Raw genomic sequence first — 23,236 nt, 5'->3', positions numbered from 1 at the left:
CGGGCCGCCCACCCGGCCACGCCGGTGGGCGCCACGGGCCGGCGGGACGGGCCTGGTGGCCCGCCCCCGTACGGCCGACCCCGGCAGGATCCGGCCGAGGATCACCCGTCCCGGGGCGCCGTGGGCGGCGTGTCGACCGCGACCACTCGGCGCAGCGGGGGCGCCGTCCGACGACACCCGACCCCGGCGGCGCGGCGGGGACCGGCCGCCCCTGGGACGCTGGAGGAAAAGGGACGTCACCGTTAAAGCGGACGTATCAGCGCGGCACACTGGTCATTGACAGGGATCTGTCCGTCCCGCAGCCTGATACGACCCACACGGCCGGAGGCAACCCCGACTCTTCCAGGCAGGTGCGACGAACGATGGCAGCGTTGCAGGCGGGCGGCCTGCTCGCCCGGAGATATCGTCTGATTGACACGATTGGTGCCGGCGGAATGTCGGTGATCTGGCGGGCGCGCGACGAGGTGCTCGACCGGGTGGTCGCGGTGAAGGTGCTCGCCGCGTCACTCGCCGCCGACCCGAAGTTCCGGGAGATGGTCCGGGAGGAGGCCCGGGCGGCCGCGCAGCTCGTCCACCCGCACGTCACCTCCGTACACGACTATGGCGAGACCCTCGGCCCGGACGGCGAGATCATCGCCTTCGTGGTGATGGAGCTGCTGACCGGCGAGGAGTTGAAGGCGCGGCTCACCGCCGGGCCGCTGCCCTGGCCGGCGGCGGTGGAGGTCTGCGCGCAGGTGGCGGAGGCGCTGGCCGCGGCACACCGCCTGGGCATCGTGCATCGGGACATCACCCCGGCGAACATCATGATGACCGCGACCGGCGCGAAGGTGCTGGACTTCGGCATCGCCACCCACGTCGGCGCCCCGGACGAGGACGAGGACGGCGAGACGTTCGGGACCCCCGCGTACGTCGCCCCGGAGCGTCTGGACGGGTTGCCGGCGCAGCCGGCGACCGACACGTACTCGCTCGGGGTGTTGCTGTACGAGACCCTGACCGGCCGGGTGCCGTTCCCGGCCGACACCTGGGACGAGCTGACCCGGGCACTGGAGTCCGGTGCCGAGCCGACGCTGGCCGACGTACCGGATCTGCCGGCCGCGGTGGCCGACGTCTGCCTGCGGTGTCTGGCCCGCGACCCGGCGGCACGGCCGACCGCCGCGCAGGTCGGTGAGACCCTGCGGGCGCAGCTGCTCAGCGTCGGTCCCCAACGCGTCCCGCCCCCCGGCGGGGTGCTCCGGCCGCCGGACGCTCCGCCCGCCGCCGGGACCGCCGTCGCACCCGCCGTCGCGCCCGGGACGATGCCGACGGAGTCGATGGAGTCGGTGACGCCGGTGCAGCCGCCCGCCGCCACGCCGCCACCGTCCGGTCCGGTTCCCGAGCCGCGGCAGTCCGATCCGGTCGGAGCCTCGCCGGCCGAGTCGGCGGTCGGGGCACCCGATCCCGGGCCGGCAAACCGGCCTCCGCGCTCCGTCCGGGGTCCGGTGCCGCAGCACCCCGGACGGGTCCTCATCGCGACCGCGGCGACGCTGTTCGCCCTCATCGCCGTCGTGATCGCCGCCGCCACGCCGGGCGGGTGGCCACGGCCGACCCCCACCAGCGGGGCCAGCGCCGGGGCCGGTCCAATGCCGTCCCGCGCCCCGTCCGACGCGCCGCGCCCGTCGACGGCCTCGACCGCGCCCGCGCCGACCACCGCGACACCGCCGCACCGTCCCGCCCCCGCCACGCCGTCGGTCTCCGAGGCGATGGCGAACCTCGACCAGATCATCGCCGACGGTCTCGCGGACAGCGGGATCCGCGACCACGCCGGGGTGGATCTGCGCAACCACCTCCGTAACCTGCGGACCGGTTGGAACGCCGAGTCCGCGGACCTCGCCGGGCGGGTGACCCAGCTCGGGGACAAGGTCGCGACCCGGGTCAGCGAGGGATCGATCACCCCGGAGTACGCGCAGCTCCTCGATGCCGCCCTGGTGGAGTTGGCCGGCGCGGTCTAGCGACCGGGCCCGCTGGGAGGACGCCCGGCACCTCGGTCTGGAGGGCTGCCGGTGCCCCGACCGGGAGAGGCGGCAGCGTCTCCCGGTCGGGGCGCACGCCGGGGTGATGGCCGTGCGCCGACCTGGCCGGGTTCGGCCGGGCAGCGTCGGTGGTCTGCGGCCGCCGTGCGCGGCGCCGGCCCTCCGGTGATCGCGTGGCGCGAGCCTGGAACGCCGTGCCATGCTCCGGTCCATGTCCGCGGCCACGCCCCTGCCGGAGGATGTCGACGACCTCCGCCGGCGCGCGGCCGGGGGCACCCGGTTCCGGTACGCCTTCTTCTGGCGCCACCACCGCCAGCCCGACGGCTCCCTGGGTGCCGGTTGTTTCAGCCAGTGGTGGCCGGCACCGTTCGTCGTGGACGGCGTGCGGTACGCCACGGCCGAGCACTACATGATGGCCGGCAAGGCCCGACTCTTCGGCGACGACACGATCGCCGCGCAGGTGCTGGTTGCACCGAGCCCGGGCGCGGCGCAGGCGCTCGGACGGCGGGTCCGTGGCTTCGACCAGGAGGTCTGGGACGCGCACCGCTTCGACCTGGTGGTCGCCGGCAACATGGCGAAGTTCGGCCAGCACCCCGAGTTGCGGGACTACCTGCTCGGCACCCGCGACCGGGTGCTCGTCGAGGCCAGCCCGATCGACCGGATCTGGGGAATCGGGCTCGCCGCCACGGATCCCAGGGCTGCGGACCCGACGCGGTGGCGCGGGCTGAACCTGCTCGGCTTCGCCCTGATGCGGGTCCGACGCCAGCTCATGGCGGCCGCACCCGCCTGACCCCCGGGCACGCGGGCGGCTCCGGACCCACGGCACCGTCGCCGCACCGGCCGGACCAGGGTCGCGTCAGGCACCGCCGCACCAGCACGCCCGGTGTCGGGGTCCGCCGGCTCAGTCCGGACGGATCCGGTCACCCGCCGCGTCGAAGAGCAGCAGCTGGTCGAGATCGACCGCGAGGGTGAGCGGCTCGCCGGGACGGGGCACGACCGGCGCCGGGACCCGGACCACCAGCTCACCGGAGGTCGGCGGGTCGGCGTTGAGTTCCGGGTCGTACACCGGGTAGAAGCCGTACCGCGTCCGGGCCGTCGCCGGCTGTCGGGCCGTCCGCTGGCGCGGAATCATCCGGGCCAGCCGGTCCCGCACCGGGTGCCCGGCGGGCAGTTCGACGGCGAGCACCTCGGAGAGGTGGTGGTCGGGCTCGGGATGCTCCAGACGAGCCTGGCTGCTGGCGGTCGGCACGGTGTCGGTGGCCACGCGCACCAGCGCCTCGTGGCCGAGGTGCTCGACGAGCCGGACCACGCCGCGGACCACCGGCCGCTCGCTCGCCGCTTCGGGTGGCACCGGGGTCAGGGCGTCGGCGCGCAGCGCCAGGGTCACCCGTGCGGTGTGCCGGGCCCGCAGGCCCGAGAGCCGGGGATCATTGGGCGGCAGCTCGATGAGCTGCGACCCGAGGTCGAGCACCACCGTGTCGTCGGTGGCGTGAACGGCGGCCTGGAGCAGGTTGGCCCGGGGCGTGCCGAGAAACGCCGCGACGAAGAGCGTCCGTGGATCCCGGTAGACCTCGTCCGGCGGACCGATCTGCTGGAGGACGCCGCGGCGCAGCACCGCGACCCGGTCCGCCATCGTCATCGCCTCGACCTGGTCGTGGGTCACGTACACGGTGGTGACCCCCATCCGACGGGCAAGCGAGGCCACCTCGGCCCGCAGCTCGGCCCGGACACCAGCGTCGACATTGGACAGAGGCTCGTCGAGGAGGAACGCCCGGGCCTCGCTCGCGATGGCCCGGGCCATCGCCACCCGCTGCCGTTGGCCGCCGGAGAGCTGACCGGGCCGGCGTTGCAGCAGTCCGGTGATGCCGAGCTGGGCGGCGACCTCGGCGACCCGGCGGTCCGGGTCGGCCGGTGGCTCCGCACCGATGTGCAGCGGGAAGGCGATGTTCTCGGCCACGGTCAGGTGCGGATAGAGGGCGTAGTCCTGGAAGACCATCGACAGTCGGTGGTGCCGTCCGGGACCGGGTGGCGCCGGGGCGCCGTCGAGCAGGATCCGACCGCTCGTCGGCTCCTCCAGGCCGGCGATCAGGCGGAGGATCGTCGACTTGCCGCAGCCGGTCGGGCCGAGCAGGACGACGAATTCGCCGGAGGCGATCTCCAGGCTCACCCGGTCGACCGCGACGGTGCCGTCGCGATAGATCTTCGTCAACTGGTCGGTGGCGATGCTGACCACGACGACCACCTCCTGACGCCATCGTCCGGCGTCGACGCCGCCGGGCGCCAGTCCCGCCGCGCCGAACGGCCGCGTCGGGTGCGCCCGACGGCGGAGGCGCCGTCGGGCGCCGTCCCGGCTCCGGGCCTCCGGGCGTCACCAGGCGCCGACCGAGGGCGCCTCGGCCCGGCGCGAGGATTTGGGAGCCGGCTCCAACCACGACCGGTAGACCCGCTCGTACTCGTCGGCCATCCGCTCGGCCGAGAACTCCCGCCGGACGTGGGCCACGCAGGCGGCGGGGTCCAGCCGGGTGACCTCGTGCAGGGCCGGGGCCAGGTCGGCCGGGTCGTCGCAGATCAGGCCCGTCTCCCCCGGCCGCACCAGCTCCGGCACCGCGCCCCGGTTCAGCGCCACCACGGGCGTACCGGTCGCCATCGCCTCCACCATCACCATGCCGAACGGCTCCTCCCACCGGATCGGCATGATCAGGCATCGGGCGGCAAGCATCAGTCGTACGGTCGCGTCGCGGTCCGGGTTGCGCAGCACCGTGACGTCCGGTCCGAGCATCGGCTCGACGACCTGTTCGAGGTACTGCCGCTCGGCGCGCTCGTCGCACTTGCCGGCGAGCACGAGCGGCAGCCCGGCGGCACGGCAGGCCTCGACCGCCAGGTCCGGCCCCTTGTCGGCGCTGAACCGGGCCAGCCACAGCACCGGCCCCGTTCCCGGCTCCGACTTGCTCACCATGTTCCGGGTCGAGAATCCGTTGTGGATGGTCGCGGTCCAGGGCAGTTCGGGCGCCAGCCGGCGCTGGGTGTGCGAGATCGCCACGAGTCCCACCCCGGGATCGACGTCGCTGAGCACCTCCCGCAGGTCGCCGGTGGGGCGGTTGTGGACGGTGGTGATGGTCGGCACCGGCCGATCGGCGGCGGCGAATGGGCCGACCGTGGTGTGGTCGTGGACGATGTCGAACGACTCGGGCGAGATCAGCCGGTTGACCCGGGCCAGGTGGGCGAGTTCGGGCAGCGCCTGGCCGAGCCGGTGGTACTGCACCTCCGGTACGGTCCCGACGAACCGTGCCGATGTGCCGGTCCCGGTGCCCGCCCCGAAGAGGGTCACCTCGTGGCCCTTCGCCACCAGCGCGTCGACCAGCGCCGAGCAGACCTGCTCCAGCCCGCCGTACCCGGGCGGCGGCAGCTCGTACCAGGGTGGGACGACCATCGCGATCCGTAGGGGACGGGACGATGGTTGCCGTTCGGATCGGTTCGTGGTCACAGAGGGTCCTCCCGCAGGGCCGGCAGATCGGAGGGGGGACGCCGCGCCGGCCGGGTCAGCCCGTCAGGCTGAGCCGCACCTCGACGTCGCCGACGCCCGGGGCGGCCCACGCGATCCGCTCCGCCTCGTCCCGTTCCAGCCAGGACCGCACCTCGCCGCTGAGCACGACGGCCCCACCCGCGACGTCGACGTCGATCAGTTCGGCGTCGATGTCGCGCCGCCGGCGCAGGGCGTCGCGGATGTTGCGTTCGAGATCGGCCGCGGAGACCGGCGCGGGCGGCCGTACGGCGATCAGGTTGGTCACCCCACGCACCCCGGTCAGCCGGCGGACGGCCCGTTCCGCGGCGCGCTTCTGGAAGCCCTGCTCGACCTCGCCCCGCAGCGTCAGCCAGCCGTTCGCCACGGTCACCTCGAGCCGCTCCATCGGGACGAAGGAGTCCCACTCCAGCGCCCGGCTCGCCGCGGTGGCGATGTCGGCGTCGGTACGGGCGGCGTCACCGGGAAGGCGTACGGTGAGATCGTTCGCCACCGCCCGGATTCCCCGTACCCGGTGAGCAATGCGCTCCGCCGCCCACTTCTTCGCGTAGCTGTCCACCCAGCCCGTGAGGGTCGCGATGCCGCCGGCGACCGAGACACCGATCTCGCTGGCCTGGACCCGGGCGTCCCAGGAGAGCTCGGCCAGCACGTCGCGCTGGATGTCGGCATCGCTGCGGGCCATGCTCGCTCCCGTACTCATCGCCGTCCCTCCCGCGGTGGGTCGCGGTCCCGGCCTCCGTCGAGCCCGGCCGCTCTGCCTCGACGCACTCTCGATGCTCGCTCCGGCCGGGGTGAGCGGAGGTCACCCGGAGAAGGTGAAGGAGCCGTACGCCGACCCGAGCGGCGGGTCGTGTCGCCGGCGACGGAGAGGAGGAGCGGCGGGCGACCTGACCAACCCCCTTGGTCACGTCGCCCGCCGCTGAGGGAGGAGGCACTGCACTTCCGCGCCGCGCCGGGTCGACCGACGTCCGGAAGATCGGCCTGGAAGCGTGCGTCCTACTCCTAGGACGCCTCGGCCAGCGTCACGGTTGCCGTCTTCTGCGCTCCGTTTCGGGTGAACGTCACCTGCACCTGGTCACCCACCTTGCCGGCCTGGACCGCGGCGACCAGGTCGTCGGAGTCGTTGATCTTCTTGTCGCCGAACTGGGTGATCACGTCGCCCTGCTGGATGCCGGCCTTGGCGGCCGGGCCGTCCGGTACGACCCCGCCGACCAGCGCCCCGCCGTTCTCGGCCGTGCTGACCGAGACGCCGAGCGACGGGTGACTCACCTTCTCACCCCGCTGGAGCGCCCCGGCCACGCTGGTGGCCTTGTTGCTCGGGATCGCGAAGCCCACCCCGATGTTGCCACTGCCCTGACCGGCCGTGGCGATGGCGGTGTTGATGCCGATCACCTCGCCCTTGGTGTTGACCAGGGCGCCGCCGGAGTTCCCGGGATTGATCGGCGCGTCGGTCTGGAGCAGGCCCGAGATCGAGGTGACGCCCTGCTGGGGCCGTCCAAAGGGACTGCCCTGATCCTCCCCACCGGTCTGGATGGTCCGGTCACGGGCGCTGATGATGCCGGCGGTCACCGAGCCCTGGAGACCGAGTGGGCTGCCCAGCGCCAGTACGGTGTCGCCGACCTGCATCGCGTCGCTGTCGCCGAACGTCGCCGGGGTCAGCCCGGAGACCCCCTCGACCTGTACCACGGCCAGGTCGGTCTTCGGGTCGGTGCCGACGATCCGCGCGGTGGCCGTCTTGCCGTCGGCGAAGAACACCCGGACCGAGCCGCCGTCCGCGCTCGCCACCACGTGGTTGTTGGTCATGATGTAGCCGTCGGCGCTCATCACCACCCCCGAGCCCTCGGCGCTGGAGGTGCTGATCGAGACGACGCTCGGCTGTACCTGCGCGGCGATCTTCGGCAGGTCGGCGGGGTTGATCACCGGCGCGGCGGTGAAGGTCTTGGTCGTCACGGACGGGGAGTCGTCGTCCAGCGCCAGCACGATGGCCCCACCGGCGATGCCGGAGCCGAGCATCAGGGCCAGCGCCGTGGCGCCGACCGCGACGATCTTGCCGAGTCGTCCGGGCGTGGGGTTTCCGCCGCCCGGCGTGGCCGGAGTGCCCCAGGGCGGCACCGGAGCGCCGTACGGCTGTTGCGTGGGCGCCCCGCCGGGACCCGAACCCGGCTGGCCCGAGGAGGGGTGACCGGGCGTGGCGTACCCCACGTTCGGCTGGCCCGAGGTGGGGAGCGGACCGGCCCAGCCCGGCTGGTGCTGCTGGTGCCGCTGAGGCGGCTGCCAGGGGTTGGCCGAGTGATCCGTGGACGGCACGCCGTACGGCTGCGGCTGTGCCGCGGTCGGCGCGCCGTACGGCCCTGGGGTGTACGGCGCCGGACCGGTGCCCGCGCCGTGGGGCTGCCCGGAACCCGGCGCGGCGTACGGCTGGTGGGCCGCCGGGGTGCGCGTGGGGTGCGTCGACTGGGGGGCGTACGTCTCGTCCGGCGCGGGAGTGCCGGCGCTCGACACGTCGGCGCCGACCGGAGCCGGCACCTCGTCGCTCCGGGCGGCCGCGGTCGACGGGGCGGCGGGGTCGGCGCCCGTGCCGCCGCCGGCGGCGGACCGCCCGCGGTCGTCGCTGGGCAGGTCGGCGGTCTGCCCACCCTCCTGGCGCGGCAGTTCGGCGGTCTGGCCGCCGTCGCCGTACGACAGCTCGGCGGTCTGCCCACGGTCGTCACGCGGCAGCTCGGCAGCGGGGTGCGACGGTTCGCGGTCGGCGTTCGCCAGCCTCCGCTGCGGGTCGGTCTCGAACTCGCTCATACGTTTACCTTGCTCCCCGGCTCTGCGACTAACCTGGAACTCGCCTGGATATTGGCTGAAAATCACGAACGTCGATCCGAATGGGCGGGCGCGCCCCGCTCCGGGGCCCCGGTGTCCGGGCCGGCCTGATCCCCCTCGGCCCGGGTCGGAGCGTCGGGACCTCCGGCAGCGGCGGGCCCCGCCGGCCCGTCGGCGCCATCCGGGGCCTCCGGTGCCAGCGGCAGTCGGACCCGGAACGTCGCCCCGCCGCCCGGGGTCGTGTCGACCTCCACGGTGCCGTTGTGCCCGGCCACCAGAGCCGCGACGATCGCCAGCCCGAGCCCGGTGCTGATCCCACCGCCGGCCCGACGGGTCCGCGCCGGGTCCGCCCGGTAGAAGCGTTCGAAGACCCGCTCCGCCTGCTCCGGGGTGAGCCCCGGCCCGGTGTCGGCGACCTCGATGATCGCGTTGCTCTGGTCTCGGCGGAGCCGCAGGGTGACCGATGCCTCCGGGGGCGTGTGGGTGAGCGCGTTCGTCATCAGGTTGCCGAGTACCTGCCGCAGCCGGGCGTCGTCGCCGAGCACCACCAGCGGGCCGGCCCCCGGTTCGAGCTCCAGGCTGATCGATCGCTCCGGCGCGACCGCCCGGGCCGCCTGTACCGCGTCGCTGGCGAGTACCGGCAGCTCCACCGGGGCCAGGGTGAGCGGGCGTTCCCGGTCGAGCCGGGCCAGCAGCAGAAGATCCTCGACGAGCAGCCCCATCCGGGCGGCCTCGTCCTCGATCCGCCGGATCAGCCGGGCGGTCTCATCTGGAGAACGGACCGCACCCTGCCGGTAGAGCTCGGCGAAGCCCCGGATGGTGGTGAGCGGGGTCCGCAGCTCGTGCGAGGCGTCGGCGATGAACTGTCGCATCCGCTCCTCGGAGCGGCGGGCCCGTGCCTCGGACTCCTGGGCGGCCGCGGCCGCGCGCCGGGCCGCCGTCTCCGCGCTCCGGGCGGTCGCCTCGGCGGTCCGGGCCGCCGCCTCCGAGGCGGCCCGCGCGGTGAAGGCCATCTCGATCTGCGCCAGCATCGCGTTCAGTGCCCGGGAGAGACGTCCCAGTTCGGTCTTCGCCTCGGCCTCGCCCGGCTCCGGGTCGGGCACCCGGCGGGAGAGGTCGCCGCCGGCGATCGCCGCCGCGGTCCGCTCGATCTCCACCAGCGGCTTCAGGCTGGTACGGACGATCGCCGCCCCCGCCGCGGCCAGGGTGATCAGCACCGAGCCTCCGACCAGTACGTCGATCCAGACCAGCTCCTTGACCGCGAGGTCGACGTCGGTGAGGTTCTGCCCCACGGCGAGGTAGACGCCGTCACCGAGCTGTACGACCAGCATCCGCCAGCGGTACTGGTGGTCGGCCGAGCTGACCGTGAAGGCCTCGCCGTCGGCGTGCCGCTCGTACCAGCTGAGGTCGCTGAGGGTGCCGGGCAGGTTGGCCGGGCTGAGGGTCTTGTCGTAGAGCGGGGGCGTCGCCCGCTTCTCCGGCCCGATGACGAAGATGACGAGATAGTCGGTGGGCAGGCCGCTGTTGCCGGTCCGCTGATCCTGCTGGAGCTGCTGGAAGAACGTCTCGGGCTGGTGGGCGTACTTGGCCAGCTCGTCGTCGATCTTGTCAACCAGGTAGCTGCGCAGGAAGAACGCCGTCATCACGCTGATCACGACCAGCGCGGCGGCGACCAGGACGAGGACGGCGGCGACCAGCTTGACCCGTAGTGGGATGGTCCGCAGCCGCCCCGACAGGGGCAGGTGGGCGGTCACGCCGCCGGCTTGCGGAGCACGTACCCGACCCCACGCAGAGTGTGGATCAACCGCGGCTGGGTCGTGTCGATCTTGCGCCGCAGGTAGGAGATGTAGGACTCCACGATGTTGTCGTCGCCCCGGAAGTCGTAGTTCCAGACGTGGTCCAGGATCTGGGCCTTCGAGAGCACCCGGTTGGCGTTGAGCATCAGGTAGCGGAGCAGCTTGAACTCGGTCGGGGAGAGCTGCACCCGCTTGCCGGCCCGGTACACCTCGTGGGTCTCCTCGTCCAGTTCGAGGTCGGCGAAGGTCAGCCGGGACGGCGTCTGCTCACCGGTGGTGGTACGCCGCAGCACGGCCCGGATCCGGGCGGTCAGTTCCTCCAGGCTGAACGGCTTGGTGACGTAGTCGTCCCCGCCCAGGGTGAGCCCGCGGATCTTGTCGTCGGTCGCGTCCCGGGCGGTGAGAAAGACGACCGGGGTACGGGTGCCACCCTCGCGGAGGAGCCGGATCACCTCAAAGCCGTCGAGATCGGGCAGCATGACGTCGAGCACGACCAGATCCGGCCTGCGTTCCTTCGCCGCGGCCACCGCCGCGCTGCCGCTGGTCGCGGTGGCCACGTCGAATCCGGCGAACCGCAGACTGGCGGAGAGCAGCTCGAGAATGTTGGGATCGTCCTCGACCACGAGGAGCCGGGCCTCGCTCTGCGTTGTCGCTGCCATGTGCCCATCATCCGCACCGGCGCTGCGGGCCGGCTGAACGAATCCTGAAAAATCCCTGAGAGGCACCCGGGCCGGAGTCGATGACACGCCGACTCCGGCCGACGCGGGTGGCGAGACGGCTCGGGACCGGGCCGAGGACGCGCCTCAGCGCAGGAGGCGGCGCAACCCGTCCAGGGCGCCGTCGAGCAGCCGGATCGACGTACGGAGCTGGCCGTCGGTGAGCCGCCGCCCCCGGGTCAGCGCCCGGACCTCGGCGACGAAGCCGAGCAGTCGCCGCTCGAACTCGTCGGCCGGCTCCGGCCCCGCCGGTGCCGTGCCGTCCGTCCATCCCGGGTCCGGAATGCGGCCGTACGGGCCCGTCTCCGCCGTCCCGACCGGAATCTCCCGCCCGCGCCGCCGGGTTTCCCGGGCCGCGGCCCGCAGTTCCTGTCTGAGGCCGTGCAGCGAGTCGCGGACGCCGCTGCGGATCTCGCCGGCCAGCTTCGTCAGGTCGGCCACCGAGGCGCGGATCTCCGACTCCAGCGCGGCCAGCTCGTCGGCGCGCAGCCGCAGTTCCTGCCGGCCCAGGTCGGTGATCTGGTAGATCTTGCGGCCACCCGTGGCCTGGTGGGTGACCAGCCCCTCGCTCTCCATTCGCTGGAGCCGGGGATAGATGGTCCCGGCGCTGGGGGCGTACAGGCCCCGGAACCGCTCCTCCAGCAGCCGGATCAGCTCGTACCCGTGCTTCGGCCCGTCCTCGAGGAGCCTGAGTAGGTAGAGCCGAAGCTGGCCGTGACCGAAGACGGGTGGCATCGCGGGCTCACTCGGCCGTCGCGCGCGCGAGCAGCGTGATGCTGCCGGACTGGGCGGTCACGGCGAGCCGTCCCCGCCCGGTGCCGAGGATCCCCTGGGCCCGCTTCCCCACCCAGCTCCGGAGCCCGTCCACCGTCAGCTCCGGGAAGTCGCTGGTGATGGTTCCCGACGTGGCGTGCAGTCGTACGTCGAGGTCGCTGTCCCGGCGTACCCGGACCGTCACGCTGCCGGAGATGGTGGCCAGGTCGATCTCGCTCTCGCCCGGATTGTCGAGGTCGCAGGTGATCGCTCCCGAGACCGTTCGGGCCTGGATCCGCTCGGCGGTGCCCTCGGCGAGGATCAGCTCGCCGGAGACGGTCTCCATGGTCAGGTCCCCGGCGACGCCGAGCGCCTCCACCGGCCCGGAGACGAGCTTGACGCTGGTCCGCCCGCGCAGTCCCATCAGGGTGATCTGACCGGAGGTGATCTCGGCCCGGGTCGAGCCGGTCAGCCCGGAGGCGAGCAGCGTTCCCGTCACCAACTGCAGGTCAACCTCGGTCCCCGGCGGTACGCCGATCGACACCTCGGGTCCGACCCGACGGCGCACGAGGCGGACGAGTTCCATCCAGCTCCAGCGGCCGCGCTGCCGGACGGAGAGCGTGCCGGACCGGTACTCGACGAGGACCGGTCGGCGACCCGGCCGGGAGATCTCGATCCGCGCCGGCCCCTCGGTCCCCACCACGTTGAGCCGGGCGTAGTCGAGCCGCACGACGACCCGGTCGACCGGCTCGGTGATGGTGAGCCGGTCCGAACCGGCCACCGTCCAACTCGTCATGGCGTTCTCCGTTCCGGCGGCGCCCTCGGGGAGGCGGCGGGTCTCGGCCCCGGTGCGGGCCGGATGGTGGGGCGCCGTCGTCCGGGTGCACGTCGACCGCTCGGGGGCTCGGTCAGTATAACGCGATACATCGCGATAGTCGCCGCGCCCCGACGGCCCCGCCGGTGGCGGCTCGGGTCGGGGTCACGCCCCGTGAACCGTGGTTGCCGGGGACGATCGCCCCGATACCCTGGGTGGCCCCCACACCCAGCCCGGCCGGCCCGGTACGCCGACCACTCTCCCCACTGATGAGAGCCGTCTCGTACCCGAGGATGACCGGCTCGTGCCCGGGGATGAGACGCAGGTAGGCCATCATTCCGTTGACCCTGCGGACCGCATCGTCGACGCTGGGTAGCGGCGCGCCCGGGGAGGGCAGCGCCTCACGAGGGGAGAGAGATGTCCGACGGGCGACCAAGTCCCGCGGCCGGGAACGGCCAGATAGTGGTGTCCGGGCTCACCAAGGTGTACGGCACCGTCCGCGCGGTCGACAATCTGTCCTTCACCGTCGAACCCGGCCGGGTCACCGGCTTCCTGGGGCCGAACGGCGCGGGCAAGACGACGACCCTGCGTATGCTGCTCAACCTCGTCACCCCGACGTCGGGGACCGCGACGATCGGCGGACGACGGTACGTGGACCTGGCCGACCCGCTGCGGCACGTCGGTGCGGTACTCGAGGCGTCGAGCGCGCACAAGAGCCGGACCGGGATCAACCACCTTCGGGTGATCTGCGCGGCGGCCGGTCTGCCGAGACAGCGGGCCGACGAGGTGCTCGAACTGGTGGGCCTCACCCCGGCGGCCAAGCGGAGGTTCAAGGGCTACTCACTGGGGATGAGGCAGCGCCTCGGCATCGCGGCCGCGATGCTGGGTGATCCGCAGGTGCTGATCCTGGACGAGCCGGCCAACGGGCTCGACCCGGAGGGCATCCGCTGGATGCGGAGCTTCCTGAAGGGCCTCGCCGCGCAGGGCCGTACGGTGCTGGTCTCCAGCCACCTGCTCTCCGAGATGCAGCTGCTCGCCGACGACGTCGTGATCATCGCGGCCGGTCGGCTGGTCCGGCAGGGTCCGGTGGAGGCGGTGGTCGGCTCGATGACGCGCAGTGTCCGGGTCCGGGTCCGGACCCCGCAGCCCGACGAGCTGGTCGCCGCGCTGGCCGAGCAGAACGCCCGGGTGGAGCGGACCGAGGACGGTGCGCTGGTAATCGACGGGGTGGACGCCCCGACCGTCGGCCGTACCGCCCTGACCGCCAAGATCGAACTCCACGAACTCACTCCCGAACGCCCCGACCTGGAGGGCGTCTTCCTGGAACTCACGGCCGGAAAGGCGGCTATCCGATGAGGTTGGTCCGGTCCGAGCTGCTCAAGATCCGCACCACCCACACGTGGTGGATCTTCGCCCTGATCGCCCTGCCGCTCTGGGGCATCACGCTCTTCTTCAACTACATCTCGTCGCAGTTCCTGGTGGACCCCGCCAGCGTGGGCGCACCGGAGGCGGCGCAGTCCGAGGAACTCCGGGTTGCGGCGGATCCGCTCAACATCGCCTCGAACCTCTACACCAACGGGCAGTTCCTCGGCGTCATGATCGTCATGCTGCTCGGGATCATCGTGGTGACCAACGAGTTCTTCCACCAGACCGCCACCACCACGTTCCTCACCACACCGCACCGGACCGCGGTGGTGCTCGGCAAGCTGGTCGCGGCGGCCCTGCTCGGCCTGCTCTTCTGGATCGTCACCGCCGCACTCAACCTGGCCGTCACCCCGCTGATCCTGAGCGACCTCGGGCTCGGCAACCAGCTCGACCAGGGCGCGGTGTGGCAGGCCATCGCGCTGAACGGGCTGGCGTACCTGCTCTGGGCGGTCTTCGGGGTGGGGTTCGGCGTCCTGATCCGCAGCCAGATCGGCGCCACGGTCACCGGAATCCTCCTCTACCTCGCCGGCTACATCGGGGCGGGGCTCTTCCTGGCCCAGCTCGCCCAGAGGTTCGGTGACTGGATCAACAACCTCCAGCTCCTCGTCCCGTCGCTCGCCTCCCAGTTGATGACCACCGGAACCGATCTGCCCGGTAACCCGCCCCGCTGGGCCGGCGCGGTCGTGATGGTGGGGTACGCCGTGGTCGCCGGCACCATCGGCACCCTGATCATGCGGCGGCGCGACATCTCCTGAGCGCTCACGAGCGGGACGCGGGGTCCGGGCGGCGGCGCCCGGACCCCGCCGGCGTTCCGGCGGTCGGGGCCTCACCTTGGCCCGGGGCGGAGACCGACCACCGGCACCGCCGACGTGGCTACCCTCCGGAACCGGTCGACGACTCCAGCTCGACCCCAGTGGGACGAAGAACTCGCGAAAGCTGTGAAACGCGACACGGGTCCGATGCGACAATGCTGACGGTTAGCGCACGGCGTAGCCTTGGACCCGTCTTTCGACTCAGCCCCCCGGACGGGTGGCAGGAACCGCGTGACACACAACCCGCGTGAAAGAGGCGATTACCGGCCGTGTCGACCCAGCAGACTTCGCAGGACAATCCATTGGCGGGCTTCGGCCCCAATGAGTGGATCGTCGAGGAGATGTACCAGCGGTACCTCGCCGACCCCAACAGCGTCGACTCGGCCTGGCACGACTTCTTTGCCGACTACCGGCCGACCGGCGGCCAGCCCGGCGCCGACAACGGTAGCGCGGCGGGTGCCACGCCGGATGGTCGGGTCGCCACGGCCGAGCGGCCGACGCCGACCGCGGTGACCCCGGGCAACGGCGCCGTCGCGCCGGCCCCGCCCACCACGAAGCCGGCGCCGGCGGCGCCCGCCGCGCCCGCGAAGCCGGCGCCCACCCCGGCCTCCACCGCCGGGAAGGCCGCTCCGGCCGAGAAGGCCCCGGCGGCACAGCCCGGCGGCGAGACCGCCCCACTGCGCGGGGTCGCCGCCCGGATCGCGCAGAACATGGACGCCTCGTTGACGGTGCCGACCGCGACGAGCGTGCGCGCCATCCCGGCGAAGCTCCTGGTCGACAACCGGATCGTCATCAACAACCACCTGGCCCGGGGCCGCGGCGGCAAGGTCAGCTTCACCCACCTCATCGCCTGGGCGATGGTCAAGGCGCTGGCCAAGCACCCGGAGATGAACAACTCGTACACCGAGGTCGCCGGCAAGCCGGCGCTGGTCCGGCCCGAGCACGTCAACCTCGGCATCGCGATCGACCTGGTCCGGCCGGACGGCTCGCGCACCCTGGTGGTGCCGTCGATCAAGGCGTGCGAGCAGATGGACTTCCGGCAGTTCTGGCCCGCGTACGAGGACCTCATCCGGCGGGCCCGGCGCAACGAGCTGACCATGGAGGACTACGCCGGGACGACGATCTCGCTGACCAACCCGGGCGGCATCGGCACCGTGCACTCGCAGCCGCGGCTGATGACCGGGCAGGGCACGATCATCGGCGTCGGCGCGCTGGAGTACCCGGCGCCGTACCAGGGCATGTCCGAGGAAACCCTCGCCGAGCTCGCGGTCAGCAAGATCATCACCCTGACCAGCACGTACGACCACCGGATCATCCAGGGCGCCCAGTCCGGCGAGTTCCTGAAGACGATCCACGAACTACTCCTCGGTGAGGACGGCTTCTACGACGAGATCTTCACCTCGCTGCGGATCCCGTACGAGCCCGTCCGGTGGGTCCGGGACGTGGCGATCAGCTCCGAGGGGCAGATCGACAAGAACGCCCGGGTACAGGAGCTCATCCACGCCTACCGGGTGCGCGGTCACCTGATGGCCGACACCGACCCACTCGAGTTCAAGATCCGCAAGCACCCCGATCTCGACGTGCTCCAGCACGGCCTCACGCTGTGGGACCTCGACCGCACCTTCCCGGTCGGTGGCTTCGCCGGCAAGCAGAAGATGAAGCTGCGCGAGGTGCTGGGCGTGCTCCGGGACTCGTACTGCCGGCGGGTCGGCGTCGAGTACATGCACATCCAGGACCCGGAGGAGCGGCGCTGGATCCAGGAGCGGGTCGAGCGCAAGTACGAGAAGCCGAGCCGGGACGAGCAGAAGCACATCCTGAACCGGCTCAACGCCGCCGAGGCGTTCGAGACCTTCCTCCAGACCAAGTACGTCGGCCAGCGGCGCTTCTCGCTGGAGGGTGGCGAGTCGCTGATCCCGCTGCTCGGCGAGATCCTGGAGGCCTCCGCCGAGCACGGCCTCGACGAGGTGGTCATCGGGATGGCCCACCGGGGCCGGCTGAACGTGCTGGCCAACATCGTCGGCAAGCCGTACGAGAAGATCTTCTCCGAGTTCGAGGGGCACCTGGACCCGCGCTCGACCCAGGGCTCCGGCGACGTGAAGTACCACCTCGGTCAGACCGGCAAGTTCACCACGCCGGACGGTGAGCACTCGATCAAGGTGTCGGTCACCGCCAACCCGTCGCACCTGGAGGCGGTCGACCCGGTGCTGGAGGGGATCGTCCGGGCCAAGCAGGACCGGATCGACCTCAAGCTCGAGGGCTACACCGTGCTGCCGGTGGCGGTGCACGGCGACGCCGCGTTCGCCGGCCAGGGCGTGGTCGCCGAGACGCTCAACCTCTCCCAGCTCCGCGGCTACCGGACCGGCGGCACGGTGCACGTGGTCGTCAACAACCAGGTCGGCTTCACCACCGCGCCGGAGTACTCCCGGTCCAGCCTGTACAGCAGCGACGTCGCCCGGATGATCCAGGCGCCGATCTTCCACGTCAACGGCGACGATCCCGAGGCGGTGGTCCGGGTCGCCCGGCTCGCCTTCGAGTACCGGCAGACCTTCAACAAGGACGTCGTGATCGACATGGTCTGCTACCGGCGGCGCGGACACAACGAGGGCGACGACCCGTCGATGACCAACCCGCTGATGTACAAGATCATCGACTCGAAGCGCTCGGTCCGGAAGCTCTACACCGAGGAGCTGATCGGCCGGGGCGACATCACCCTGGAGGACGCCGAGGAGCTGCTGCGCGACTTCCAGGCCCAGTTGGAGCGGGTCTTCAAGGCCACCCGCGACGCCGCCTCGGCGGCCGGCCCGGCCACCCGCCCCCACCGCCAGCCCGAGCCCGAACCGGTGGTCCAGACCGCGACCACCGCGGAGGTGCTCCGCGAGATCGGCGCCGCCCACGTCGCGCTCCCCGAGGGCTTCACCCCGCACAAGCGGGTCCAGCAACTGCTGGAGCGGCGGGCCCGGATGGCCGAGTCCGGCAACATCGACTGGGGCTTCGGCGAGATCATCGCGTTCGGCTCGCTGCTGCGGGACGGGGTGACCGTCCGGCTTGCCGGGCAGGACTCGCGGCGTGGCACGTTCGTCCAGCGGCACGCCGTGATCGTCGACTCGCACACCGGCGCCGAGTACACTCCGCTGGCCGCGCTCACCAGCGAGCGCGCCCGGTTCTTCGTACACGACTCCCTGCTCAGCGAGTACGCCGCGATGGGCTTCGAGTACGGCTACTCGGTGGAGAACACCGAGGCGCTGGTGCTCTGGGAGGCACAGTTCGGCGACTTCGCCAACGGCGCGCAGACCGTGGTGGACGAGTTCGTCTCCTCGGGTGAGGTGAAGTGGGGGCAGCAGTCGGCGGTGACGCTACTGCTGCCGCACGGGCACGAGGGGCAGGGCCCGGACCACACCTCCGGCCGTCCGGAGCGCTTCCTCCAGCTCTGCGCCGAGGACAACATGCGGGTCACCATCCCGAGCACCCCGGCGAACTACTTCCACCTCCTCCGCCGGCAGGCGCTGTCGCCGAAGCGTAAGCCGCTCGTGGTCTTCACCCCGAAGTCCCTGCTGCGGCACAAGCTCTGCGTCTCCGAGGTCGAGGACTTCACCACCGGCACCTTCCAGCCGGTACTCGGCGACGGCCAGGGCACCCGCGGCGTCACGCCACCGGCGCCCAAGGACGTGAAGCGTGTCCTGCTCTGCTCTGGCAAGGTCTACTACGACCTCGTGCAGGCCCGGGTCGAGCGCGGTATCACCGACACCGCGATCATCCGGCTGGAGCAGCTCTACCCGCTGCCGGTCGAGGAGGTCCGCGCCGCCCTGGCCCAGTACCCGAACGCCGAGGACGTCGCCTGGGTGCAGGAGGAGCCGGCGAACCAGGGTGCCTGGTCGTTCATCGCGCTCAACCTGCTGGAGCACCTGGAGGGCGTACGGCTGCGTCGCATCTCCCGCCCGGCGGCGGCGGCCCCGGCCGTCGGCTCGGCGAAGATGCACGACGTGGAGCAGGCTGCGCTGATCGAGGCAGCACTGCCTCGCCCCTGACCGACGAGGGCGGGTCGGGATCCGGCACGGTCCGGTCCCGACCCGCGCCGGTCCGGGGTGAGCCGGTCACCGAATCCGAAAGAGGACGTCGTGTACTTCACCGACCGAGGAATCGAGGAACTCGTCGAGCGCCGGGGCACCGAGACGGTCACCCTGGAGTGGCTCGGTGCGCGACTGCGCGACTTCGTCGACCTCAACCCCGAGTTCGAGACGCCGGTGGAGCGCTTCGCCACCTGGCTCGCTCGGCTCGACGACGAGGACGACCTCTGACCTGCCCGCGCTGACCCGGGCACGGCGTGGACGCCGCCACCGCCGGCACACCGGCCCGAACGGGTCGAGACACCCGCCGGTCAGGCCCGGTGGCGTCCGGCCGGCCGCCGACGCGTCACCCGAGGGCGAGCCAGCCGACCAGTACGACCAGTACGGCGACCGCGACCACGATGCCGACGATCAGCGGCAACCGGGACGGGGACGCGCCGACCGGCTCGGGAGACTGGGCGAAGGCCCGGAACGCCTCGGTGTTGCCGCTGGGGTCACGATGTGGATCAGCCATGCGGAGCACCATAGCGAACCGCGCCGGGAGCGGGGGTCCCGCACCTGGGGGGAGGTCAACGGGTGGGTAAGGGTCGGCGACCCGCATTCCGGACATCCGGCCGGACGGGCAGGCCGGAAAGCTGACCTCGTCCGGGGTGTCGCCGTCTACCGTCAGTCGTGTGCGCGTCCACCCCTTGGCCGCGGCGCTGACCGCCCTACTCCTGTCGATCGCGCTCACCGCCTGCGGCGGGGCGGCCGCCGCGCCCGGCACGTCCCGAGCACCGGGCGGGGCACCGGACCGGACGTACGCGGTCGGGATACGGACGCTCATGCTCGATCGTGGGCACGAGCGCCCGCTGCCGGTCACCGTCTGGTATCCGGCGCGGTCTGCCACACCGCCGCCGTCCGCGACGCCGATGCCGGTCCGGAACGCCGAGATGGCGGCGGGGCGGTTCCCGGTCGTGCTCTTCAGCCACGGGCTGCACAGCCTGCCCGAGCTGCACACCCCGTTGACCAGCCGCTGGGCGGCGGCCGGATTCGTCGTCGCGGCACCGGCGTACCCGCACACGAAGTGGCGCGCGCCCCGGTTCGACCGGGCCGACGTCCGCCGGCAGCCCGGGGACGCCCGGTGGGTGCTCGAGCACCTCCGCCGGCTCGACCGGCGCGTCGGTGACCGGTTCGCCGGCCACCTGGCGCTGGACCGGGTCGGTGCGGCAGGACACTCCGCCGGCGGCTACACCACGGCCGGCCTCTTCACCCCCGGGCACCCGGCGTGGCTACGCGCCGGAATCGTGATCTCCGGAGGCGGGATGGCCGGCGCCACGTACGGCGGGCCGGCGGCGCCGCAGCTCTTCCTGCACGGCGACGCGGACCGGATCGTGCCGCTGGCCCGTGGCTGGGCCGCCTACCGCCAGGTGCCCTGGCCGAAGGCGTTCCTGCGGCTGGCCAATCAGGGGCACGGCGAGTTCCTCACCCCCGGCCGGCGGGGCTTCGAGCAGGTCGTGGCGGTGACCACGGAGTTCCTGCGCTGGACCCTCTACGCCGACCCGGCCGCGCTCTCCGCGCTCCGGGCCACCGCCCGGTCATCGGGCATCGCCGAGTTCACCGACCAGCTCGGCTGAGCCCTCGCCAGCACGTCCCCGCCGGCACGCCTCCGCCGCCACCATCCGGCGTGGGTCCCGGCGGTCGGGCGCCAGCCCGGTGCCCGGGACCGGCCCAGGGGCACAATCGACTCCATGATCGGACGCCCCGCCCACCTGACCCGGGCCGGCGCCGCCCTCGTGGCGACGGTGGCCGTGGCTCTCTCCGGCTGCTCGGCCGGCCCGGACCGGGCGCCGGCCGAGGTGACGCCGGCCGGCGGGCCGGGGCCGACCGGCACGGTCACGGCGGCGCCACCGACCACCGCCGGCGCGACCGGCGTCCCGACGGGTACGGCACCGACCCGGCGCTTCGCGGTCGGCGTCCGAGAGTTGGCGTACAACCGCGGCGGCGACCGACCGCTTTCGGTCACCGTCTGGTATCCCGCTTCCGGTGCCCCGGGCGGGACGCCGAGGGCGGGGTCACCGGTCGCCGACGGCCGCTTTCCGGTGGTCCTGTTCAGCCACGGCCTGACCGGACGCCCGACCGACTACCGGGCCCTGCTGGTCCCGTGGGCGGCGGCGGGCTTCGTGGTCGTGGCGCCCACGTACCCGCACACCAGCCGCGGCGCGGAGGGCATCAGGGTTCTCGACGTGGTCAACCAGCCCGCGGACGCGTCGTACGTGCTGACCGAGGTGCTGGCCCTGGACCAGCGGACGGGTGATCCGTTCCGGGGCCACCTGGCCACGGACCGGATCGCCGCGGCCGGCCACTCAGCCGGCGGGGTGACCACGATCGGCCTCTTCACCGCCGGTCGCGACGAACGGCTCGACGCCGGCATCGTGCTGGCCGGCACCGCCCTCGGGGTCGGTACGTCGTTCAGCGGGCCGGCCGCGCCGCAGCTCTTCGTCCACGGCCAGCGCGACGAGGTGGTGGCGTACCGCGCCGGGAAGGCGGCGTACGACCGGGTGCCCTGGCCCAAGGCGATGCTGACGTTCCCCCAGGGTGACCACGGCCGTGACCTGCTCCGCGGCGACGGGGTGGCCTCGTCGGTCGTCATCGGAACGACGGTCGAGTTCCTCCGCTGGACCCTGTACGGCGATCCGCAGGCGAGGCGTCGGCTGCCGGAGCAGGCCGCCCGGGGCGGGGTGGCCACCCTGGACGATCAGCTCTGAGCCCGTCCCCGCGTTTCCGGTCGGAGCGGACGGCCCGCCACCGTCTCCGCCCGGTGACCGGTGGCCGGCGGCCCGCCGCGTGACGGGGTGACCGGTGGCCCCACGGAACGGGTGGCGGCAGCCCACGACGGGCCGGGCGGAACGTCGTACCCGGGTGCCGACGCGGCGGCTACCTCACGACGGGGCGGCGGGTGTCGGCGAAGATGTTCGTCGTCCGATCCCAGGTGATGCCGCGCTGGTCCGGCCGGGCGATCACGCCGTACCGGTAGTTCCGGCCGAACACGTTCCCCCGCAGCCGGATGTTCGTGGCGTTGAGGTCGGGACGCACGCCGATCGAGTAGTTCCCGCCGTTGCAGTAGTTCTCCTCGAAGAGGAGGTTCTCCACCTTCGGGGCGGTGGTCGAGCCGATCATCAGACACGCGTTGAACGGGTCCCGGGTCACCGGGTTGTACGCCTCCAGCGAGTTGTGCCGGACCACGATGTTCGACGCGCCGGTGGTCTGCAGGGTGTCGTTGTGCGAGCCGGGCTGCCGCTTGAGGTGGTGGATCCAGGAGTCCTCGACGACCACGTTGCTCCCCAGCCGTGGACCGTCGATGACGTTGCTGATGTCGACCCGACGCAGCGTGTAGTCGCCGCAGCAGACCGCCGCCGAGTTCTGACCCATCCCGTCGATCTCGACATCCTCGACCAGCAGGTTCTCCGCCCCGTCGGTCCGGATCGAGTAGTTGCTGTCGCAGGTGATCCGGGACTTGCGGATGACGACGTTCCGCGCCGTGACCGTGACGCACCCGTCGATGTCGAGGCCGCTGACCACCATGCCGTCCCGGTCCAGCTTGAGCGATCCGGAGGGCTTCAGCCTGGTGCCGGCCGGCACCCCGGTGTTGTCGGGGCCGGGGAAGGAGGCCGGGATCGCGAGGGTCGAGCCCGTGGTCCGGGTCGCTGCCGCGCCCCGGGTCGAGCCTGGTGACGGGCTGCCGCTCGGGCTCGCGTCCGGGGTCGTCGGCGCCGCTTCGACCGGCGCGCCCTCCTCGGAGGGGAGTTCGCCGGCCGCCACCGGCGTGCCGTTCCAGGTCGAGTCGACAATGGTCGCCGGAGCATCGGCGGAGTGCAGGAACCCGTTCTTGCAACCGGTGATGTGCACCTTCCGGGCCGTGTAGTTACCAAAAACCAGACCATTGGTCTCCGGCGCGGTGCATTGAATCCTGGTGTTCTCGATCAAAGCTCCGGTGGCGCCGTCGAAGATCCGTACGGCATGTGCGCCGCCATACCGGATCGTGGTATTCCTGATCGTGACATCGTCCGCTTTGATGTGCACGTATCCATTGATCTTCCGACCGTCGAGAACCATGCCGTTCTCGGTGATCGTCACGGAACCGTCACCACTGCTCGCGACCGCGACGCCGATCCCGGCGAGGACGATGCCGAGCGTTGCCGCGCCCACCAAGGCGGAGCGGGGCGTACGCCAGGTCCGTCGCCGTCCACCTCGCACGGACCGCGTCGATCGGCGACCGTTCTGGGCCGACAGTGAGAAACTATTCAAGATCCCGACTCCTTCTCGTACACATCGTCCACGATCAGTGGGGCGGAACGGGACGACTGTACCTGCCGGCCGCACAAGGTCACCGACCGCGAGGAGAATGGGTCAAACGCCACCTTTAGTTTTCTTGAAGTCCACCTTTGCCCCGACTTACCAGCGCATTTTCGGCAGCTTTTTTCCCGCCGGTCACCCGCCCGCAACCCCGACGGAACGTCCGGATTTTCAAATGCCG

The 23,236-nt window shown here is 72.3% G+C and carries 17 protein-coding genes and 1 pseudogene; 8 read left to right on the top strand and 10 right to left on the bottom strand.

All coding sequences use genetic code 11. The features are described 5' to 3' along the window. Positions 1 to 362 precede the first annotated feature (362 nt). Both EF879_RS11875 and EF879_RS11870 read left to right on the top strand, forming a co-directional pair. Positions 363 to 1,988, top strand: coding sequence for a serine/threonine protein kinase (locus EF879_RS11875; protein WP_123557794.1), 1,626 nt, complete (start codon positions 363 to 365; stop codon positions 1,986 to 1,988). Between the two features lie 232 nt (positions 1,989 to 2,220). Beyond that, positions 2,221 to 2,799, top strand: coding sequence for an NADAR family protein (locus tag EF879_RS11870; protein WP_123558404.1), 579 nt, complete (start codon positions 2,221 to 2,223; stop codon positions 2,797 to 2,799). Positions 2,800 to 2,910: 111 nt separating this feature from the next. On the opposite strand, the gene EF879_RS11865 is transcribed toward EF879_RS11870, so the two are convergent. The 8 genes and pseudogenes from EF879_RS11865 to EF879_RS11830 all read right to left on the bottom strand — a co-directional run bounded on the left by EF879_RS11865 (position 2,911) and on the right by EF879_RS11830 (position 12,401). Next, a complete protein-coding gene (locus tag EF879_RS11865; RefSeq protein WP_123558402.1) occupies positions 2,911 to 4,242 on the bottom strand; it encodes an ABC transporter ATP-binding protein in 1,332 nt (443 codons plus the stop codon). A 135-nt stretch (positions 4,243 to 4,377) separates the two neighbouring features. Continuing rightward, a complete protein-coding gene (locus EF879_RS11860; RefSeq protein WP_370375481.1) occupies positions 4,378 to 5,493 on the bottom strand; it encodes a glycosyltransferase family 4 protein in 1,116 nt (371 codons plus the stop codon). A gap of 55 nt (positions 5,494 to 5,548) precedes the next feature. Beyond that, complete coding sequence (locus EF879_RS11855; RefSeq protein ID WP_233604389.1) at positions 5,549 to 6,211, bottom strand: BON domain-containing protein; 663 nt, start codon at positions 6,209 to 6,211, stop codon at positions 5,549 to 5,551. 320 nt (positions 6,212 to 6,531) lie between these two features. Then, entirely contained in the window at positions 6,532 to 8,322 is a 1,791-nt protein-coding gene (locus EF879_RS11850; protein WP_123557788.1) for a S1C family serine protease, read from the bottom strand. A gap of 194 nt (positions 8,323 to 8,516) precedes the next feature. Beyond that, positions 8,517 to 10,094 (bottom strand): annotated as a pseudogene (locus EF879_RS11845) (ATP-binding protein); the annotation flags it as partial. Continuing rightward, positions 10,091 to 10,795 carry a response regulator transcription factor gene (locus EF879_RS11840; RefSeq protein WP_123557786.1) on the bottom strand — a complete coding sequence of 235 codons (705 nt, stop codon included), beginning with the start codon at positions 10,793 to 10,795 and terminating at the stop codon, positions 10,091 to 10,093. The gene EF879_RS11840 and the pseudogene EF879_RS11845, both read right to left, overlap by 4 nt. 144 nt (positions 10,796 to 10,939) lie before the next feature. Then, the gene (locus EF879_RS11835) at positions 10,940 to 11,587 is read right to left on the bottom strand and encodes a PadR family transcriptional regulator (RefSeq protein WP_123557784.1); all 648 of its coding nucleotides are present in this window, start codon (positions 11,585 to 11,587) and stop codon (positions 10,940 to 10,942) included. A gap of 7 nt (positions 11,588 to 11,594) precedes the next feature. Beyond that, on the bottom strand, positions 11,595 to 12,401 hold the full coding sequence (locus EF879_RS11830; protein ID WP_123557782.1) for a DUF4097 family beta strand repeat-containing protein: 807 nt from the start codon (positions 12,399 to 12,401) through the stop codon (positions 11,595 to 11,597). A 435-nt stretch (positions 12,402 to 12,836) separates the two neighbouring features. Between EF879_RS11830 and EF879_RS11820 the strand changes: the two genes are divergently transcribed. The 4 genes from EF879_RS11820 to EF879_RS11805 all read left to right on the top strand — a co-directional run bounded on the left by EF879_RS11820 (position 12,837) and on the right by EF879_RS11805 (position 18,951). Beyond that, on the top strand, positions 12,837 to 13,775 hold the full coding sequence (locus tag EF879_RS11820) for an ABC transporter ATP-binding protein (RefSeq protein WP_123557778.1): 939 nt from the start codon (positions 12,837 to 12,839) through the stop codon (positions 13,773 to 13,775). Next, on the top strand, positions 13,772 to 14,599 hold the full coding sequence (locus tag EF879_RS11815) for an ABC transporter permease subunit (protein WP_123557776.1): 828 nt from the start codon (positions 13,772 to 13,774) through the stop codon (positions 14,597 to 14,599). Before EF879_RS11820 ends, EF879_RS11815 begins: the two co-directional genes overlap by 4 nt. Positions 14,600 to 14,925: 326 nt before the next feature. Continuing rightward, a complete protein-coding gene (locus EF879_RS11810) occupies positions 14,926 to 18,681 on the top strand; it encodes a multifunctional oxoglutarate decarboxylase/oxoglutarate dehydrogenase thiamine pyrophosphate-binding subunit/dihydrolipoyllysine-residue succinyltransferase subunit (protein WP_123557774.1) in 3,756 nt (1,251 codons plus the stop codon). 90 nt (positions 18,682 to 18,771) lie between these two features. After that, a complete protein-coding gene (locus tag EF879_RS11805; RefSeq protein WP_107257951.1) occupies positions 18,772 to 18,951 on the top strand; it encodes a DUF6104 family protein in 180 nt (59 codons plus the stop codon). A gap of 115 nt (positions 18,952 to 19,066) precedes the next feature. Here EF879_RS11805 and EF879_RS27600 read toward each other — a convergent pair whose 3' ends face one another. Beyond that, entirely contained in the window at positions 19,067 to 19,234 is a 168-nt protein-coding gene (locus EF879_RS27600; protein ID WP_199736325.1) for a hypothetical protein, read from the bottom strand. A 160-nt stretch (positions 19,235 to 19,394) separates the two neighbouring features. On the opposite strand from EF879_RS27600, the gene EF879_RS11795 reads away from it, so the two are divergent. Together EF879_RS11795 and EF879_RS11790 are read left to right on the top strand one after the other, a co-directional pair. Continuing rightward, complete coding sequence (locus EF879_RS11795) at positions 19,395 to 20,336, top strand: alpha/beta hydrolase (RefSeq protein ID WP_233604388.1); 942 nt, start codon at positions 19,395 to 19,397, stop codon at positions 20,334 to 20,336. A 114-nt stretch (positions 20,337 to 20,450) separates the two neighbouring features. Then, positions 20,451 to 21,467, top strand: a complete 1,017-nt coding sequence (locus EF879_RS11790) for a chlorophyllase (protein ID WP_123557770.1) — start codon at positions 20,451 to 20,453, stop codon at positions 21,465 to 21,467. Between the two features lie 169 nt (positions 21,468 to 21,636). Here the strand turns inward: EF879_RS11790 and EF879_RS11785 are convergent, their stop codons facing one another. After that, positions 21,637 to 22,908, bottom strand: a complete 1,272-nt coding sequence (locus EF879_RS11785) for a hypothetical protein (RefSeq protein ID WP_123557768.1) — start codon at positions 22,906 to 22,908, stop codon at positions 21,637 to 21,639. Between the last annotated feature and the right edge of the window lie 328 nt (positions 22,909 to 23,236).

Origin of the sequence: Micromonospora sp. HM5-17, from assembly GCF_003762835.1 — a bacterium.
GTDB lineage: Bacteria > Actinomycetota > Actinomycetes > Mycobacteriales > Micromonosporaceae > Plantactinospora.
This window is presented reverse-complemented; position numbering and strand designations above follow the sequence as displayed.

Bases quoted from the DNA above. Each gene is read 5' to 3' on its own strand.
- EF879_RS11850 (WP_123557788.1), bottom strand. From the start codon at position 8,322: ATGAGCGAGTTCGAGACCGACCCGCAGCGGAGGCTGGCGAACGCCGAC.
- EF879_RS11830 (WP_123557782.1), bottom strand. From the start codon at position 12,401: ATGACGAGTTGGACGGTGGCCGGTTCGGACCGGCTCACCATCACCGAG.
- EF879_RS11840 (WP_123557786.1), bottom strand. From the start codon at position 10,795: ATGGCAGCGACAACGCAGAGCGAGGCCCGGCTCCTCGTGGTCGAGGAC.
- EF879_RS27600 (WP_199736325.1), bottom strand. From the start codon at position 19,234: ATGGCTGATCCACATCGTGACCCCAGCGGCAACACCGAGGCGTTCCGG.
- EF879_RS11870 (WP_123558404.1), top strand. From the start codon at position 2,221: ATGTCCGCGGCCACGCCCCTGCCGGAGGATGTCGACGACCTCCGCCGG.
- EF879_RS11855 (WP_233604389.1), bottom strand. From the start codon at position 6,211: ATGGCCCGCAGCGATGCCGACATCCAGCGCGACGTGCTGGCCGAGCTC.
- EF879_RS11815 (WP_123557776.1), top strand. From the start codon at position 13,772: ATGAGGTTGGTCCGGTCCGAGCTGCTCAAGATCCGCACCACCCACACG.
- EF879_RS11790 (WP_123557770.1), top strand. From the start codon at position 20,451: ATGATCGGACGCCCCGCCCACCTGACCCGGGCCGGCGCCGCCCTCGTG.
- EF879_RS11820 (WP_123557778.1), top strand. From the start codon at position 12,837: ATGTCCGACGGGCGACCAAGTCCCGCGGCCGGGAACGGCCAGATAGTG.
- EF879_RS11875 (WP_123557794.1), top strand. From the start codon at position 363: ATGGCAGCGTTGCAGGCGGGCGGCCTGCTCGCCCGGAGATATCGTCTG.
- EF879_RS11835 (WP_123557784.1), bottom strand. From the start codon at position 11,587: ATGCCACCCGTCTTCGGTCACGGCCAGCTTCGGCTCTACCTACTCAGG.